At 30.9% G+C, this 17,870-nt stretch carries 18 protein-coding genes; 6 read left to right on the top strand and 12 right to left on the bottom strand.

Annotated elements, in window-relative coordinates; all coding sequences use genetic code 11:
- Positions 1-134 precede the first annotated feature (134 nt).
- Positions 135-1,553 (top strand): IS1182 family transposase, encoded by a 1,419-nt coding sequence (locus ACWJKS_RS00545; RefSeq protein WP_462959617.1) that lies wholly within the window; start codon positions 135-137, stop codon positions 1,551-1,553.
- Between the two features lie 150 nt (positions 1,554-1,703).
- Here the strand turns inward: ACWJKS_RS00545 and ACWJKS_RS00540 are convergent, their stop codons facing one another.
- The 6 genes from ACWJKS_RS00540 to ACWJKS_RS00515 all read right to left on the bottom strand — a co-directional run bounded on the left by ACWJKS_RS00540 (position 1,704) and on the right by ACWJKS_RS00515 (position 7,693).
- Complete coding sequence (locus ACWJKS_RS00540; RefSeq protein WP_462960243.1) at positions 1,704-2,732, bottom strand: DUF4179 domain-containing protein; 1,029 nt, start codon at positions 2,730-2,732, stop codon at positions 1,704-1,706.
- Complete coding sequence (locus tag ACWJKS_RS00535; protein ID WP_462960242.1) at positions 2,722-3,291, bottom strand: sigma-70 family RNA polymerase sigma factor; 570 nt, start codon at positions 3,289-3,291, stop codon at positions 2,722-2,724. Before ACWJKS_RS00535 ends, ACWJKS_RS00540 begins: the two co-directional genes overlap by 11 nt.
- A gap of 271 nt (positions 3,292-3,562) precedes the next feature.
- The gene (locus tag ACWJKS_RS00530; RefSeq protein ID WP_216304148.1) at positions 3,563-3,784 is read right to left on the bottom strand and encodes a YdbC family protein; all 222 of its coding nucleotides are present in this window, start codon (positions 3,782-3,784) and stop codon (positions 3,563-3,565) included.
- Positions 3,785-4,073: 289 nt separating this feature from the next.
- Positions 4,074-5,186 carry an IS200/IS605 family element RNA-guided endonuclease TnpB gene (gene tnpB, locus ACWJKS_RS00525; RefSeq protein WP_462960241.1) on the bottom strand — a complete coding sequence of 371 codons (1,113 nt, stop codon included), beginning with the start codon at positions 5,184-5,186 and terminating at the stop codon, positions 4,074-4,076.
- A gap of 9 nt (positions 5,187-5,195) precedes the next feature.
- The gene (gene tnpA, locus ACWJKS_RS00520) at positions 5,196-5,594 is read right to left on the bottom strand and encodes an IS200/IS605 family transposase (RefSeq protein WP_462960240.1); all 399 of its coding nucleotides are present in this window, start codon (positions 5,592-5,594) and stop codon (positions 5,196-5,198) included.
- A 71-nt stretch (positions 5,595-5,665) separates the two neighbouring features.
- Positions 5,666-7,693, bottom strand: coding sequence for an ABC transporter permease (locus tag ACWJKS_RS00515; protein WP_462960239.1), 2,028 nt, complete (start codon positions 7,691-7,693; stop codon positions 5,666-5,668).
- Between the two features lie 344 nt (positions 7,694-8,037).
- On the opposite strand from ACWJKS_RS00515, the gene ACWJKS_RS00510 reads away from it, so the two are divergent.
- Together ACWJKS_RS00510 and ACWJKS_RS00505 are read left to right on the top strand one after the other, a co-directional pair.
- Entirely contained in the window at positions 8,038-9,045 is a 1,008-nt protein-coding gene (locus tag ACWJKS_RS00510; RefSeq protein WP_462960238.1) for a DUF7309 domain-containing protein, read from the top strand.
- A gap of 4 nt (positions 9,046-9,049) precedes the next feature.
- Complete coding sequence (locus ACWJKS_RS00505) at positions 9,050-9,280, top strand: hypothetical protein (RefSeq protein WP_165412932.1); 231 nt, start codon at positions 9,050-9,052, stop codon at positions 9,278-9,280.
- A gap of 153 nt (positions 9,281-9,433) precedes the next feature.
- Here the strand turns inward: ACWJKS_RS00505 and ACWJKS_RS00500 are convergent, their stop codons facing one another.
- The 3 genes from ACWJKS_RS00500 to ACWJKS_RS00490 all read right to left on the bottom strand — a co-directional run bounded on the left by ACWJKS_RS00500 (position 9,434) and on the right by ACWJKS_RS00490 (position 12,645).
- Positions 9,434-9,790 carry a calcium-binding protein gene (locus ACWJKS_RS00500; protein ID WP_462960237.1) on the bottom strand — a complete coding sequence of 119 codons (357 nt, stop codon included), beginning with the start codon at positions 9,788-9,790 and terminating at the stop codon, positions 9,434-9,436.
- Between the two features lie 16 nt (positions 9,791-9,806).
- Positions 9,807-10,193: an SEC-C metal-binding domain-containing protein gene (locus ACWJKS_RS00495; RefSeq protein ID WP_462960236.1), complete on the bottom strand. Its 387-nt coding sequence runs from the start codon at positions 10,191-10,193 to the stop codon at positions 9,807-9,809.
- A gap of 289 nt (positions 10,194-10,482) precedes the next feature.
- The gene (locus tag ACWJKS_RS00490) at positions 10,483-12,645 is read right to left on the bottom strand and encodes a DNA topoisomerase III (RefSeq protein WP_462960235.1); all 2,163 of its coding nucleotides are present in this window, start codon (positions 12,643-12,645) and stop codon (positions 10,483-10,485) included.
- Between the two features lie 243 nt (positions 12,646-12,888).
- On the opposite strand from ACWJKS_RS00490, the gene ACWJKS_RS00485 reads away from it, so the two are divergent.
- Positions 12,889-13,665, top strand: coding sequence for a 3'-5' exonuclease (locus ACWJKS_RS00485; RefSeq protein ID WP_462960234.1), 777 nt, complete (start codon positions 12,889-12,891; stop codon positions 13,663-13,665).
- A 93-nt stretch (positions 13,666-13,758) separates the two neighbouring features.
- On the opposite strand, the gene ACWJKS_RS00480 is transcribed toward ACWJKS_RS00485, so the two are convergent.
- Positions 13,759-14,205, bottom strand: coding sequence for a hypothetical protein (locus ACWJKS_RS00480; RefSeq protein WP_253198201.1), 447 nt, complete (start codon positions 14,203-14,205; stop codon positions 13,759-13,761).
- Between the two features lie 560 nt (positions 14,206-14,765).
- A complete protein-coding gene (locus tag ACWJKS_RS00475) occupies positions 14,766-16,406 on the bottom strand; it encodes a family 14 glycosylhydrolase (RefSeq protein WP_462960233.1) in 1,641 nt (546 codons plus the stop codon).
- A 398-nt stretch (positions 16,407-16,804) separates the two neighbouring features.
- Here ACWJKS_RS00475 and ACWJKS_RS00470 point away from each other — a divergent pair, with 398 nt between their 5' ends.
- A complete protein-coding gene (locus tag ACWJKS_RS00470; RefSeq protein WP_462960232.1) occupies positions 16,805-16,996 on the top strand; it encodes a DUF1540 domain-containing protein in 192 nt (63 codons plus the stop codon).
- Positions 16,987-17,124, top strand: a complete 138-nt coding sequence (locus ACWJKS_RS00465) for a DUF1540 domain-containing protein (protein ID WP_462960231.1) — start codon at positions 16,987-16,989, stop codon at positions 17,122-17,124. The genes ACWJKS_RS00470 and ACWJKS_RS00465 overlap by 10 nt, the downstream gene beginning before the upstream one ends.
- Positions 17,125-17,184: 60 nt before the next feature.
- On the opposite strand, the gene ACWJKS_RS00460 is transcribed toward ACWJKS_RS00465, so the two are convergent.
- Positions 17,185-17,865 (bottom strand): pseudouridine synthase, encoded by a 681-nt coding sequence (locus ACWJKS_RS00460; RefSeq protein WP_462960230.1) that lies wholly within the window; start codon positions 17,863-17,865, stop codon positions 17,185-17,187.
- Positions 17,866-17,870 lie beyond the last annotated feature (5 nt).

The raw sequence follows: 17,870 nt of genomic DNA, 5'->3' as shown, positions 1-17,870 counted from the left end.
GACCGTTGACAAACATAAAATGTAAAACACTCTAATTTAAAATTGGAGTGTTTTTTTCATATTCAAAAAGGATTTTAGGACATCGATGTCGAATATATATAGTATACAAACTTTATAATTCGGAGGGCATTATTATGATTAATGAAAAGAACTTCACACAACAAAAACTAGAAATGGTGTATTTAGAAGATTTAGTTCCTAAAGACCATATTCTGAGAAATATAGATAAATACATGGATTTCTCTTTTATAAGAGAACTGACTAAAAAATATTACTGCTTAGATAATGGAAGACCTGGCGTAGATCCTGTTATACTTTTTAAAATGCTGTTTATTGGGTACCTATTTGGAATAAAATCTGAACGACAACTTGTAAAGGACATTGAAGTAAATGTGGCTTATAGATGGTTTCTGGGACTAAGTCTTACTGATCCTATTCCAGATCATTCAACAATTAGCCAAAATAGACGTAGACGGTTTAAAGGTACAGATGTGTTTCAAAAAATATTTGACGAAGTAGTATTTAAGGCTATAAATCTTAAGATGGTAACCGGTAAAATACTTTACACAGATTCTACACACCTAAAAGCAAATGCTAATAAGCGAAAGCTTGTGAAAATTGAAGTTGAAAAAACGCCGAAAGAATATGTATCTGAACTTAATAAAGCAGTGGAAGAAGATAGAATAAACCATGGTAAAAAACCTTTAAAAGAAAAAGAACCTGTTACCAAAATAAAAGAAACTAAAGTTAGCACAACCGACCCCGACAGTGGATATATGATGAGAGATGGCAAGCCGGAAGGCTTCTCATATTTAGATCACAGAACTGTCGATAGCAGACATAATATAATTACTGATGTGTATGTTACTCCTGGAAACATAAATGATGTTGATCCTTATATCGATAGATTAGATGTGCAAATAAAAAAGTTTAATTTTAATACAAAATATGTTGGTGCAGATGCTGGTTATGCTACAAATCTTATATGTAAAGAACTATATGAGAGGGAATTAAAATCTGTAATGGGATACCGTAGGTCTCCACATACAAAAGGAATGTACACAAAAAATAAATTCCAATATGTTAAAGAGCAGGACATTTACGTATGCCCTGACTTAAGGGCTTTACATTATAAAACGACAACAAGAGAAGGATATAAAGAATATGTTGGTAATGCAAAATATTGCGAGATATGTCCAAATAGAGCTCAATGCTTTTCTGCAAAAAGCAAGTTTAAAACTATTAGAAGACATGTTTGGGAAACGTATAAAGAAGATGTTGTAAAGTTCACCAGAACAGATAAAGGCAGAAATATATATAGAAGAAGAAAAGAAACTATAGAGCGAAGCTTCGCAGATTCAAAACAACTGCATGGGCTTCGCTATTGCCATATGCGTGGATTAGAAAATGTGCAAGAGCAGTGTCTGCTTACAGCAGCAGTGCAGAATATGAAAAAGATAGCTAGCCTGCTATCTTTACTGTTTTTTGATTTTCTAACTAAGAAGATAGTTGTTATTTTAAATTTATCCATAACTCAAAATGCTATCGCATAATTGCATGTAAAAAACCCAGTATAATAAAAAAATTATACTGGGTTTGTAAACAACCTGAAAAAAAGATAATACAGTGTGTATTATCTTTTTTCATTATATTTAATATTTCCGCCATGGGCTTCTACAATATACTTGCATATATATTCATCATTATTTTAATTGTGATAAATCTATTATAAATTTATCTCCTACTTGTTTATATTCACCATCCATCCTACCACTTTTATCTGGATATTTAGCTGTATAGGGGGCAAGTGTTAATGTTTTTGCCTTCTTATTAAGATTTCCATCTATATTTTCTATTTTAAATAATGCTTCCTCTTTCTCTGAGTGAGATAAGTAAAATTCAACTTCATTACCCAAATCATCAAATCCTTTCAAATTCACATCATATGCTGATTTTGTTGTAAAGTTGGATATTGAAGCATAAATTTTTTGACCTACGGCATTATTTGTATACTTTTTTAGAGTGTATTCTTCGCCGTTTGGAAGTGAAAACTTCTTATTAAGTAATATTTCCTTGGTATTTGCTTTTAACTCACTACCACTGGTCTTAAATTTAAAGACCCAAGAACCCTTGGTTTTCTTATCATTCAAATTCATAGCATGAGATGAGATTTTTATATTTAAATCTCCACTTAAATCTACTTTACCTAAATCATAAGTAATAACCGATTGTGTAGTATAGTCATCGATATTAAAAGCTCCTCCCCCACTTCCTCCATTTACGCTTTTTCCATTCACATAAATCTCGTTGGAATCAAACCAGGATTGATCTTTTCCTAACTTTTTATTAGAACTTATATTATAAGAAACATTCAGTTCATTCCCATCCAATATTACTTCATTTAATTTAACTGTTACTCCATTATCAGTTATAGTTTTATTTACAACGGTGTTATATTCATCCAACTTCTCTTGTATTCCTAAAAAAGCACCTATATTACTGCTAAACGTTGATAATCCTGATACTTGAACATTACTTCCAAGCATTCCAACAGTTAATGCTACAACTGCCACCGCTGCCACTATTTTTCTATTGTAGAATTTCTTTTTATTAATTGATTTTTTAAAATTATTCTTTATGTTTTTCTCTTCTATTTCATTAAATTTTTCTTTTTTATAATCATCTAAATTTATGTCTGCTTCATTTAACATAGTGTATATATTATTTTTCATATTTAATACCTCCACTTTCGCTAATTTTAAGCATACTTTTTATCTTTTTCTTCCCTCTAGATAATCTATTGTAAATAACTTCTCTCTTAATACCTGTTTCTTTGCTTATATCATCCATTTCTTTCTCCTCAACATATAGCTTATAAAACAAGTTCTTATCCTTCTCTTTTAAGCAATTTAAAATATCATTAATATCATCCTCTACTTCATTTTTAATAATATCTTCATGAGTGGTATCTGGAATGCCTAGTTCTAATTCATCTATATTTTCATGTCCTAACGTTTTTAGATACTTTCTCTTATAGTCGATGCATTTAAATTTAGCTATTGCAGCTACCCAATTTTTAAATTCATTTTTACTTTTATCAAAACTACCAATGTTATTCCAAATTCCGAGAAGTATATCATTAATACATTCTCCTTGAACACTCTGCAAATTGTAAAGTTGTTTTTTTACAATACATTTAATAATCCATCCATAGTTTTCTATAACATAGTCGAGCGCCCTTTCATTCTTATTTATTAACTGAATAACAAAATTTTCTTCTTGGATTTTCATTTTAAACCTTCTTTCTAAAGCAAGCTTGCATAGAGTATATCGCCCTACACTTAATACTTCGCTTATTAAATTAGGATATCTATCAATAATTTAAATAAGTTATACTTTTTATAGAATTATCACTTTATTAAAGTAGGATAAATAACTTTCTATAGGAGCTTTTCCTTTTATTATTTCACTAAAAAAAATGGATAAAGAAATGTTAATTTTAATTAACACATTCTTTTATCCATTTTCATTTTAAGAAGTCAATATCCCCATAGTAATATTCTTATATTTCCATACTATTCAAAATATCTTTAAGTTTCTTTAAATCTTCTACAGATAAAGTAATCCCCTTACCCATCTTCTTATGCTCGCAATCCCAATCTCTAATATCATATTTAGGATCTTTATCATTCCAAGAGACAAGGTTTAGTTCCTTTGTCCAACCCTTTGCCGACTCGGAAATCACCCCTGATTTTTCTTTTATTTCAAATTTAATTTCTGCCATTTAAAATCCCTCCAATAATAGTTTTTTTATTTATTCGAAAATCTGTTTCTCAAAATCGTCGCAAAGTTTACTTACTATTTTCACATAAATGTAAAAATAAGCACACAAGGGATGTTTATATATCAATAGTAATAATCACAGAAGGAGCTTTCGATTGTTCGAGCTCTTTATACCTTCGTGAACTACTCACCACCTAAGAGGAGGGAACTTCTTGGTCAATATTCCCAACGGAATAAGTTTATCCAAGCTAATAAGACAATTCCTGCCTCTCTAGTCAATATATCTTTTATTACATTGCTAGTTTTAATAAATTTTTACTTGCATTTATGTCTCTGTCCATTATCATTCCACATACTGGACATATATAAGTTCTGCAAGATAAATCTTTTGTTTGGCTTGATTTATTACTACATTTAGAACATAATTGACTACTTGCATAACTTACTGGTGCTATTATTATTTCTCTATCATACCATTCAGCCTTATATTCTAACATTCTTCTAAATTCAAACCAACTAACATCGGCTATACTCTTAGCCAATTTATGATTTTTTATCATATTACTTACTTTTAAGTCCTCAATAACTATAACTTGGTTTTCGTTAATTAATTGAGTGCTCACTTTGTGAAGAAAATCTTTTCTTTGATTAGCTATTTTCTCATGGATTTTAGCAACTTTCAATCTTGATTTTATTCTATTATTACTACCCTTTTGTTTCCTTGATAAGTTTTTTTGAAGTTCAGCTAATCTCTTTTCTGATTTTTTTAAGTGTTTAGGATTATGAAAAAGATTTCCATCACTTGTTATAGCAAATTCTTTGATACCTAAGTCTATGCCTATTTTAGTATCTATTTTAGATAACTGAATATTTTCAGCATCAACTAATATTGATATAAAATACTTACCACTTGATACTTGTGATACTGTACATGATTTAATTAATCCAGTGAATTCTCTATGTTGTTTAATATTAATCATAGATTTTAATTTAGGAATTTTTATTTTATTATCTTTAATAAATACTGTTCCATTTGGAATGCTTTTACTTATTTGATTGTTAGTTGTATAGGCTTTATTATTGTTTCTTTTACTTTTGAACTTAGGAAATCCAATTGAGTTATCCCTAAAGAAATTAGCATAAGCTCTCTGCAAATTCATTTGAGCATTTGCTAACGCTAAACTGTCAACTTCTTTTAACCATTCAAATTCTTTTTTATATTTTGCAGGTGTTGGAAGTTTCTGTTTCTTTAGTTCCTCTTTGTTATCTTTATATTGCTCATATATAAGTTTTCTTTCTGCCAACATTTGATTATAAACAAATCTAGTGCATCCGAATGTTTTAGCTAAATATACTTGTTGCTCGTTATTTGGATATAATCTGAATTTATATGCTTTTAACATTTTCTCACCTCATTTCATGCCTTGATTTTCGATATATTTTCTAACTATATCTATTGGAGCACCACCAGTTGTTATAAGACAATAACTTCTACTCCAAAAATACTCTTTCCATAATTGGTTTCTTATTGATGGGAACTCTTTTTTTATAAGCCTACTACTAGCACTTTTATAAGCATTTAGAAATTTTGATATATCTGTATTCGGTGAGCCTCTAAATAGAAGATGTATATGGTCTTCATCATGATTCCATTCACCTAAAGTCATATTATATTTTGGACATATATATTCAAATATTTCTTTTAGCCTATTTGATATTTCATCATTTATTACTTTACGTCTATACTTTATAACCAATACTAAATGATAATTAAGCAAGAATACTGAATGATTATTAGTATCTAAAATCAATGTGTCACACCCTTTGTATATTTACTACTGATTATAGATTACGTTATTTGTTGACTATCGTCAAGGGCTATTCATCTCCCACCTAAGAGGTGGGAGAATTCCGCCCGTTCTGTTAAATATACTATGCAAAAAAGATTCAATGCACCAATAAACATAACCAATACCATAAAGGGAGCAATTGCCTCCTTTTGAGGTCCACATATCATATCCATAATATTGCTGTATTTATTTGATCGATCTATTATTTTCAAATCATTTTTCATTTTATTATTATATTTCACAATAAACTGATTTTTATCTACATTCTTATTTAGATAAATGGATGCTTCATCGAAAGAAAACTTTACTCCATTTTTTTCCAAGGTAGAACTTAGAAGTCTGCAGGTTCTCCCAAGCTCATAGTACCCTTGGCTAGTTCCTACAATAAGAAGGCTTACTTTTTTATCTGGGGTTAAATAGATATCCACATAATCGCCTACATCCTTTTTCATTTCTTTCGCGATTAAATTTCCTAGCACAATTTCATCACTGTGTATTCGATTGCGTCCTTTCACTACCGGCATATCAATGTTTTCATAAGTCTCATACACCATCCTTGCAATATTGGGGTCTCCCATCCCTTTGGTCCATTTCATCATAACATTTGAATTCTTAGTTGTTTTAATAACACGCTTAACATCTGAATCTGTTAATAAAACACGGCAATTTCCGTCAAATTTCACCTGATTTTCAGAAACGGCTGCAACATCAAATTTATCAAAACCTATCCAATAGTAATTGTTATCCTTCATGGTATCTAATACGGAAATGGATGATAACGCAAAGTTTACACAATAAATAGAAATCACACAAGTGAGAATAATATAACAGGTGTTTTTTTTATCTCTTTGCATATTTCTAACTGCTATTCCTAGTGGAGGAAAACTTAATTTTTCTGTAAATGGATGATTTTTTGTTTTCCCAGCACCAAGCTTACTTTCTCTTCCATTTAACACAATAACCGGTTTTATATCTTTTAATTTATTTATTACTAAATAAATTTGAAGTAATACAAATCCATTGATTAATAAAAAACATAGTAATGCAGGAATTAATATGCTAGTGTGATTAACTTCACTAATATTTTCAAACATTTTCTTAGTAAATTTACTTGAAATAAATGAAGAACAAATAATTCCTAGGACACTTCCACTGGCTACAATAAATAAATAAAGTTCCATATAAATTCTCATAATAGATTTTGGTGAATAACCAATTGTTTTATAAATAGATATGGTTTTAATATCTTGAATTAGAGCATTTTTAATCATATAACGAATCATCATGCTACTTACTAAAAGTACAAGAATGCTTGCTACAAAGAGTATACCTCCTAAAATCTTCTCTGATATAGCACTGTTACTCATACTATCTTCTATGGTCATGGCTCTTCCTTCTAATACGCCATGAATTTTCACGCGGTATTCGCTAACAATATCATTTCCAGTAATATTCTTATCGCTAAACACTGCTATAACCTTTGATGTTTCTAACTCTTCTGGAATTTCACTCACAAGAAATTCACAATTAAATGCTAAAGATATAGAGTATGGATCTGCATAAATGGCTGCTACTTTGTAAGTATAATTTCTACTGCCACTCCATAAAACAATTTTTTCACCAACTTTTATATTATATTCGTTTGAGAGTGCAGCTGGAATAAAGCACTCTCCATCCTTAGGCACATCAACTTTATTGCTAATAGATCTTATCTTCCCATATACATTTTCCTCATATTTGGTTAAACTTGCAAATATTTGCACATTTTTACCTTTATAAGATATTTTTTCTGTTATCCAATGTCTGTTAATTAGTACTGTTTTTGATACAGAATCTAATCCTTCTATTCTTTTGGATAACTCACCGATTTCTTTTTCTCCTTTTTCAAGAGGCAATACTTTTACTTTCGGAGATTGGCACTCTTTTTGGAGATCTTCAAAGGGTTTTTGTAATGATGATATCATCATTATAGAACTTGACATTAGCATGGTACAAATTAATATGATAAAAAAAATCGTAATGCTCTGCATTTTTCGTTGTCTTAATTTTTTAACCCACATAACTTACAATCGTCCTTTCTTTTATTATTAATGAATAACTTATTTAATCATAAGATTATCATACAATTTAATTATTAAATAAAAATAGGATAATTATGAATAATTATGAATAGAATTAAGACTCCCTAGTAATTCTGTGTAAATCATCCCCTGCGGAACTACAATATATTCATTTTGTTAAAGGATTTTTCTATCATTTTTTTTGCTAAAATGATAAACTGAATATGTTATATCAGAAAAAACCAAAAGATAAGCAGCAAAAATATGCAGTGATTATTATATCTTTTTATACTGTATTCACTGTACTAACCATACATTTCAGTGACAGGGAGGCTTGATCAATTATGAGAAAAGAAGCAAGTTTAAATCAATGGAGATTGCTGTATGAAGTAGCAATTAAATTTAAAAAGTTAAAACCGTGGGATCATATGTGGGATGTTGATTTGACTAAAATATTACTGCCGGAATACGAGGAACCTTTTTTCTGTAGTGTTATGGGTAAGTCAGAGGAGTGTATCGCTATTGGCATTTATGCAGGGTTTGATGCAATAAATGGTTTTTACTATATTATCGATAACCAACAAATTTCTCCAACACAAATTATTCGATATCAAAATAATTTAATGTGCTATTTTGGAAGTCGTAATGAATTGACAAGCAAAGAGCTAAAGGTCATTAAGGATTTGGGCTTAAAATTCAGAGGTAAAGATGAATGGATTTATTTTAGATCCTTTGAAACTGGATATGCCCCCTATATTTCAGATGCACTCCAGGTGGTTCAGCTTACAGCTGTACTTCAGCAGCTTTATATGGCCTTAAACCATCTTGTTGAAAATAAAACAAAAGTGGACTTTGAGAGTGGAAATATTCTGTGTAGAAAATATGATGATGAATCAAAGTTATGGCTAACTTATGAAGCTCCAAACATTATCCCACCAAGAATTCGTATGACTACTGTTATAAACGACGAATTATTGTTGGTAAAATTAAACAAGCTAAAAGCTACCAGGAATGAAATTGAATTAGATACTTTATATTTAAATATTGTAGTTAATGATAAAGAATTTGAAAAACCTTTCTTAGGTAATCTGCTAATTATTGCAGATCGTAAGAGTGGCATGCTCATTGATCAGAACATGCTATCACCTAAAGATAAAGTTGCTCAGAATATTCTTGAAATTTTCATTAATTATTTGATGCAAATTGGTAAACCGAAAACAGTTTATATCAGGGATGAATATATTCAAGATTACTTGAAGGATTTGTGTGAGAAAATTGGAATTTCACTGAAAGTAAAAGGAAAATTAAAAACAATTGATGCGTTTGAAAAATCATATTTGGGGAGACCTTAAAATTATGTCCAAAAAGAAGAAATCTAAAAAAAGTAGTAACAGTAATGTAGAAGTATGGACAGATGAACAATATCAGGAATATATGAAGGACCTATATGATATGGAATTTATAGCTGGATTCACTGAAAATGGTGTACCTTACGGTATATTTAACAATGAAGATAAAGAGAATGAAAAAATAGACATTACAGATATTTATTCAAATATTCCAGATAATGATGATTTACCATTTTAAAATTGTAGGTAAGAATTCAAGAAATTCGCTATGCTCATGACTTTTAAGGCTCCCCATAGGGAGTTTTTTTATTTAGATTTGTTGTAAAATTACATTATTTTTTTATATAATAAAAATCAATGGTTACTGTTTCTAATTTACCATACCTAACCTTTATCTATTACAGAACCATACACTATAATCATCTACTAATTCTTTTACTTTTTTATCTTCACCTAAAGCTTCAAGTAAACATAATTCAAACGCATATTTCCTTCTTCCTTTTCTTACATCAACAATTATTCCATGCAAATCCTCTATCATACTAATAGCACTAACTTTTAACTTATCGCCTTCTACAATAGGCGAACCATAATCACTATCCATTACTTCTGCTTCAAATGGAAATTTAAGTTCCTGATTTAAATAATCTTCCCATGCTTCTAATGCTTTTATATCATCATCTTTTGGAATGTCTTTTATTATATTAAAAATCCTTTTGTCTTGTTCAGAATGAATTTCCCATTGCAAAAATATCACGCTCCTACTATATATTTTTTCCACAGCACCTTTTATATTTCTTTCCACTGCCGCGAGGACACACAGAATTTCTACCTATCTTGTTCTCATTCCTTATAGTAGTTTGAAGGATTTCATCCTCATAATTTTCTTCTAATCCCTCTTCCCTTTCTTCATACTCTAGTAACTTATATAATTTATTACTATACCGTTCTTCATTAAATGGCTGTTGATTTTTCATAATATCATACATTTCTTCTATTAAAACTGCTGCAATCATTTCCTTTGCCTTATTTTCTGTATAGCCAACACTTATTAATTTTTCAAAAACTTCATTTGTACATTTAGGATCGTTGTCCCTCATTTGATTATCAATAGTTTCCAGAATATTTCCTTTTAATTTATAATTTACCATTTTTCTACTTTCCCTTTACGTTTTTTAAACTAGATAATTGTATTATTTATACTTAAAGAACTATTTTCTTGGCGCAATCCAAATTAGCCTTACTCTTTTAGTAAAACCTACTTTAATTTTCATTTTTCATAATAATTTGAGTATATACCACTTCGCATATTTTTATATTCTAAATGAATTCACTATATACAAACAAAGAAGGAAACCATTATATATCAAGCTTCCTCCTTCATTAGTTAAAGATACATTCGGTTTCCAAACATGCCACTTGCCACGCGGGTGGCACTAGCTATTTTAAATTAAATTTAGCAAAAGCCTCAGCCATAGCAGAATTGCCAGTTGGTTCATCTTTCTTATTCTGCTGATTCAAAAATCTACTGACATCTTTTTTGTTTAAAGCACTTTTTTCTGAGTCGCGACGTTTGTTAAAGGCTGAAAGTTTTTCTCTATATCCACAGCCACAAACAAATATCTTATTGTCTCCATCCCCTCTGATCTCCATTTTCTTGTGACAAGTAGGGCACCGTGCATTAGAAACTTGTGAAACTCCTTTACGATATCCACATTCCCTATCTGGGCATACGAGCATCTTTCCCCTTTTGCCGTTAACTTCAAGAAGATACTTACTACACTCAGGACATTTCATTCTTGTGGCGTTGTCATGTTTATATATTTCGCCAGAAGCTGCAACATTCTTCACAAGCTTCACTGCATATTCCCTCATATCTTTTACGAAATTCATGGAATTAGCTTTTCCTTTACTTATAAGTTGAAGCTGTTTTTCCCACTTAGCCGTAAGCTCTGGGGATTTTAATTCCTGCGGAACTAAACCTATTAGCTGCATTCCTTTTGAGGTTGGGAATATATCTTTGCCTCTTCTCTCCATATAAAAGATGTTAAATAATTTTTCAATAACATCTGCTCTCGTAGCTGGAGTTCCCAGACCTGATGTATTATCCAATGCTTCTCTTAGACTTTCATCCTGGATATCTTTTCCTGGATGCTCCATAGCTGTAAGCAGCGTTGCTTCATTATACCTTGCTGGTGGCTTAGTCTTCTCATTTTCGAATTTAACTAAAGTAAGTTTAACCGCTTCACCTTTACTAATTGGTGGAAGTGATTGATCTTTATCCTCACTGCCCTCAGAACTACTTATTTCTTTCCAGCCCCTCGATTTAACTATTTTCCCTTTTGCAGAGAACCTTTCACCCTTAACATCTATAACTACAGTAGTTTGCTCATATTCAAAAGCAGGACTTAGAACTTCTAAGAATCTTTTTATAACTAAGTCATAAATACTTCTCTCTTCTTTGTTAAGGCTTGATAAATCTACATGCTGCTCTGTAGGAATTATGGCATGGTGATCTGATACCTTGCTATTGTCCACAAGTCTACTTGTAGTGTGAATTCTACCCTTTATTATACTTCTAGCAGCTTTCTCATATGGTCCTATAGCAATGCTTTTTAATCGGTCGAGAAGCGTTGCTACAATATCTGTGGTAATATGTCTAGAGTCTGTTCTTGGATAAGATAATATCCTATGATTTTCATATAATCTCTGCATTATATTAAGAGTTTGCTTTGCAGAATATCCAAATTTTCTATTTGCATCCCTTTGAAGCTCCGTTAAATCATATGCAAGTGGAGGGAGCTCTTTTTTAGATGCTTTATTTAGCTCTACTACGGTCCCCATTTGATTATTTACCTTAGTAGCTATATCTTCTGCCTTTTTCTTGTCAAATGTACGTGCTTCACCATTTTTACTAGACCAATGAACTGTAAAATTATTTACCTTTCCATTTACTGTCCAGTAATCCTTTGGAATGAATCTCTTAATTTCGTTTTCTCTTTCAACAATAAGTGCCAAAGTTGGTGTTTGAACTCTTCCAGCAGACAATTGAGCGTTATATTTACAAGTTAAGGCTCTTGTAACATTAAGTCCTATTAGCCAATCTGCTTCTGCTCTTGATTGCGCTGCCCAAAATAGGTTTTCATAATCTTTTCCAGGTTTAAGATTCGCAAATCCATCCTTTATTGCTTTTTCAGTTTGAGAAGAAATCCACAACCTTTTAATTGGCTTTCTAAATCCTGCTTTTTGAATAATCCAACGCGCCACTAGTTCTCCTTCACGTCCTGAATCTGTAGCAATAATAAGCTCATCTACATCAGCTCTTTTTAGGAGTTCATGTACAATCTTATATTGCTTTGAAGTTTCCTTAATAACTACCAGTTTTAAGTCCTTTGGCAGCATAGGAAGATCTTCCATTTTCCAACTTTTATATTTTTGATCATAATCCTCCGGACCAGCTAGTGTAACAAGATGTCCGAGTGCCCAAGTTACAATATACTTTTGTCCCATTAAATACCCATTTCCACCTTGAGTGCAATTTAAAACTTTCGCTAGTTCACGGCCTACAGAGGGTTTCTCTGCAAGCACCAATATTTTTCCCATATATAAAACTTCCTCTCTTATATATCACGTGTAGCATACGCTGCACGGATTGATTTCACTTATTTTATTAAAATATGATATAGCAACTATACTCATTATAAACTACTTTATATACAACATTCAATTTTTTGCAGCTAAAACTGTAATAGTGCAGGTGTTTTTTACTAAAGAAAATGATATACTACATGATATAGTAATATATCACTATGCACTATAATATTAAATAAGTTTAGAGGTAATTACATGAATTATATAATATTTGACTTAGAGTTTAATCAAGGCTACAATTACACAAAAGATACTACGAACATAACAAATCCTAAATGTCCTTTCGAAATAATTCAGATAGGTGCCATAAAACTAAATGATAATTTTGAAACGATTGGGACTCTAGATGTATTAATAAAACCGGAAATATATACTATTATCAATCCCTTTGTAAAAGAACTTACCGGAATAACAATGGATGAATTAGATAAAGGCAAACCTTTTAAAGAACTGTATAAAGAACTTTCAGAGTTTATAAACGCTGACTCAAGCATATTGTGTGTATGGGGATTAGCGGATATAAAAGAATTATTTCGAAATATAGAATATCATGAATTAGATACCTTGATTGCACCCACAAAATACATAAACATTCAGTCCTACGCTTCTAAAGAGCTTAATTGTCAAAAAGGAATTAACATTGGGCTAGGTAATGCAGCAGAGCTATTAGGCATACCTATTGAAAGTAAGTTTCATAATGCTTATAATGATGCATTCTATACAGCTGAAGTTTTCAAGAAAATTTATAGCAGTGAAATTAAATCTAGGATATATAATCCTCATAAAAACACAAGGGTAACTAGACCCGCTGCTGAAAGTTACAAACTTGACACTTGTAATTTAATGAAACAATTCGAAAAAATGTTCAAAAGGGAAATGACCGAGGAAGAAAAGTCTATAATTAATTTAGCTTATATTATGGGAAAAACAAATCAATTTCAAGTTGTTTCTGACCCAATATCAAAAAAATAAAAGCAGTATAGAATTATCTTCTATACTGCTTTACAATGCTTATTAAATCATCTCCTGCGGAGCTGGATTAATGACTTTCCTTCTAAACTGTCATTAAACTTCTGTTTCTTCAGTTGGTTTATCAAATTCTAACTCAACTTTTTTGTTTTCTAAATTAGCTTTTCTATTATCTAATGTATTAAGATTTATAGGATGAGTAACCATATCTTCAGTTGTACTCATTATAAATCTATTCAAATAAATTTTTCCTTCAGGAGTGTTTGCTACAGCATAAGGTTCTGTATCTTTCTTAAAGAGAACCCATGTATAACTATTATTAACCACTCTGCTTAAATCTTCTTTATCGATTATAGTCCTAGATTTTTCTTTACCATATCTATCTCTTAATATTATAGCAACAGTTTCTTCATCTAATTCTTCATAATCGTTAATTGTATTTTGATTATATACTTCTAAGTTGCATTTTCTATTATCTAGAGTGTCTCCATTGATATGTCTTACAGGTGCTTTTGGATGAACATCTAATATGAATGACTGCAAACTCTGTTTTCTTCTATATTTCTTTTCTTCGATATAATAACTGCCTAGATTCTGCGCTAAGAAATTATTAAAATCTTTATTCCACTCTGCAAACCAACGACCTTTTTCTAATACCTTTTGTAAATCTTCAGTATCTATTTTACAATCAATAGTTGTTCCATCTTTTTTAACTATTTTTAAAAATGTAATATTTTCTAGCGTCTGATATTTGTTTGATTTAATTTCTACTTTAGTAGTTTCTTTTTTATTTTCATTTTCGTTTTTTATGATAGGACACCTCTTTCTTCTATTTAGGCATCTTCAAAAAAATAACCAGTCAGCACGCTAGTCTATTTTTTTCATATGCCTTGTAAGGGATTTAAAATTATATATAACTTTAATATTTCCCTAATTTTTTAATAACAATTCAATTTTCTCTAGAACACACATGTTTATTTTTCTACATTATTTTAATTATATCATATTTATCAGAGTAGTGGCTTTAATTTTACGATAAACTTAAACTTTTTTTTAAAACTGCCAATATACGTGCAAAAAAATTATAATGGTATTTTTTCTAGCTACCAGTTCCAGGTATAGGAACCTCCCCTTGTAGGAACAGTATAAGATTGACTGTTGCCACCTCCCCAGGTTACGTTTCCATCACCATCTTTCATAATTGCTTTAAATTGATAGTCACGGCCTTCACCAAGATATGTGGTTCCTGTATACCTTCCATTGCTATTAGTAAGTGGCAAAGGATATACGCCTGTAGTCCAGTTAGATAATTCCCATCTACTCCCTGATAAGTATACATTTTGACCACTGCCTGGATTAACGTTGTTCACTGTAAAAGTTACAGGAACTGGCTTCATAACTAAAGTATCTGCAAAGGGAGCCATTTCAGAAGTAGCCGTTCCATCGCGGTTAACAATATTTGCAAATCTCAAAAGTGTAAATCCAGAGAAATTATAATTAAATAGCATTTCAGCAGCATTTTGATACGCTTGATTATTATTAGAAATAGCTAGTGCATTCTCTCCAAAGTGTCTTATACCTTTCGATGTAGCCAAATTGGCAACATTTATAACGAGACTTTTGGGAGCTGAATAGCCTGGACTAACATATGCGTTTGAATCATCCATCTCAAGACATGTAAATGTTAAATCTACATTTGATGTCTTAAACTGGTTGAGTAAAGTACTATAATTATAATAACCTGCACCGTACTCCGCAGCATGTGGCATAGTAGGACTATTCATTAACCAGTGTATACCTGCTATTTTTGCTCCTATTCTAACATCAAAAACTGAATCAAAACTGTTATGTGCTATAGCCGTTATATTCGACAAGTGTTTCGCAAGTACACTTTGATACCAAGTTAAAAAGTCGTTACCATAAGTTAACTTATAACCCTTTTTAAAAAAATTATCCCCATCTGTTGGAGGCATAATTTGTGTAAAGCTTGTTAGACTTGCATTCCATGCACTATTAACTGCAGAAATAGTGCCGTATTTAGTTTTCATCGTATTTTGAAAATCTGTTTTAGCTGTTGTACTGTAGCATTGTAGAGATCCACGACCTGGATATGACCAACCTAATGATGGATTGTAAGAAGGAAATCTTAATTCACCTGATGGACCACCAGAAAGGTAAACTTTAGCTATAATATCTTTATAACTGCTGAAGTTTTCAGCAAAAGACGCATAAAGTTCATTATACTGTTTATCTGTACCAGACCACCATGGACTAAGAGATTCCTTATCATAATTTCCCTTTTCATCCTTAAACTGCATATTCTCAGCAGTATCTTTATTCCATAACCATGTAGGTAAAGGTATATTTACTGAATTCCCCACAGAACCACCGCATTGGTGAGTGGACATAATAGGCACCCACTTTAATCCTGCAGCACGAACAGTATCTGCATAAGTCTTGTAGTAACTCCAGTCAAACTGATTGTCACCCGCACTTTCAACGTCTCCCCACCACACATCTGTGGTAAGGGCATAGACTCCGTTGTTCTTAATGGTTATTAATTGATTTTTGAACGCATTCCAATCTGTTACTTTTTCCAATGGAGCCATTACAAATGACTTGTAGTCAGATTGTATAGTTGATGCATACGCTTTAAATGAAAAAGATAGCATTAAATTAAGAGCTATCACTAAAGATAAAGCAAAGCTACCATATCTTTTTAATGTTTTATTAACATACCTCATAAATTCTCCCCCTTCATATTTTTTGATAATGTTAACACTATCTGTTTATTTATATAAATCCTTGCAATAGCAAGGGGTTAAGCTAACTTATACTGAAGTCAAAGGGTTCCATCAATACCTATTGCACTCGTTTTCATGATAAAATACAAGCGACAATAGATATATATTCTCTATAATTTAATAAACGGTATACATTGAATAATATGTATACCGTTACATTTTCTTACTTAAACCTAATTATATATGAAAATACAACAATATTCAATCGAAAATATATTTTACGACAACATTCTTATAAAAAATCTATCAAATAGAAATTTTAAACAAAACCTATATTATAAATATTTTCTTTTCCTTTTGGTTAAACTTCTTAGTAGATACACTAAGGAGGAGATATAATGTCAAAAATCAATTGTAGCGTTTCAAATTGCTCCCATAATGACAAAAACACATGTTATGCTAACATAATAAATGTTGGTGGAAAAAGTGCTAAAAAAGATTCTGATACTTGTTGTGCTACTTTTTTAGATAGTATTGTCTATAGTTCTCTTACAAATATCATTAATTCCAATAGTAATGGATGCGACTAATTGCTTGTAATGTATGTACTTGCACCTATAACTCTAATCAGCTCTGTAATGCTAAATCTATAGACGTTAGTGGCGAAAATGTTAATCTCTATTCAGAAACAGATTGTTTGACTTTTAAAACCACATAATTGAGTATTTTCCATAAAAAAAACAAAGGGTACCTTAATATTTCTACTAAGGTACCCTTTCTAACTATTCCTTAATTCTATTACCTCTTTCTCTGTTAGGTGACGCCACATGCCAATATCCGTTTCATCAATTTTTATATTAATAATTCGAACTCGTTCTAATATTACAACTGTATATCCAAAAGTTTTGCTCATTCTGCGTATTTGTTTATTTAGTCCTTGCGTTAAAATAATACGAAAAGTATCATCGCTAACTGCGATAACTTTGCAATGTCTTGTTTTAACTCCACAAATTTGAACACCTTCAGACATTGCTTTGAGAAAAGATTCATCAAAATGCTTATTCACAGTTACTATATACTCTTTCTCATGTTCATTTTCAGATTCTAAAATATTATTTGCCAAATCACCATCATTAGTCATAAGTATTAACCCTTGAGATGCCTTATCTAATCTTCCAACTGGAAATATGTATTCTGGATAGTTCATGAAATTAATTATATTGTTTTCTACTGTTTTTTCTGCAGTACATGTAATCCCGACGGGTTTATTTAGCGCAATATAAATCTTCTCTCTCATCGAAATATTCTCATTATCAAGAAGAATATTATCCTCTTTTTCTACCCACTGCCCGGTGATGCAAAGCTTCCCATTTACCATTATCCTTTTTTCATCTATAAGTCTATTAACATCCGTTCTGGAGCAAATACCATAATTGCTAAGCAGTTTATTTATTCTCATAATAA

Source organism: Clostridium sp. CM038, from assembly GCF_055081105.1.
Note: the sequence above shows the minus strand (reverse complement) of the source record. Positions and strands in the feature narration are given on the sequence as shown.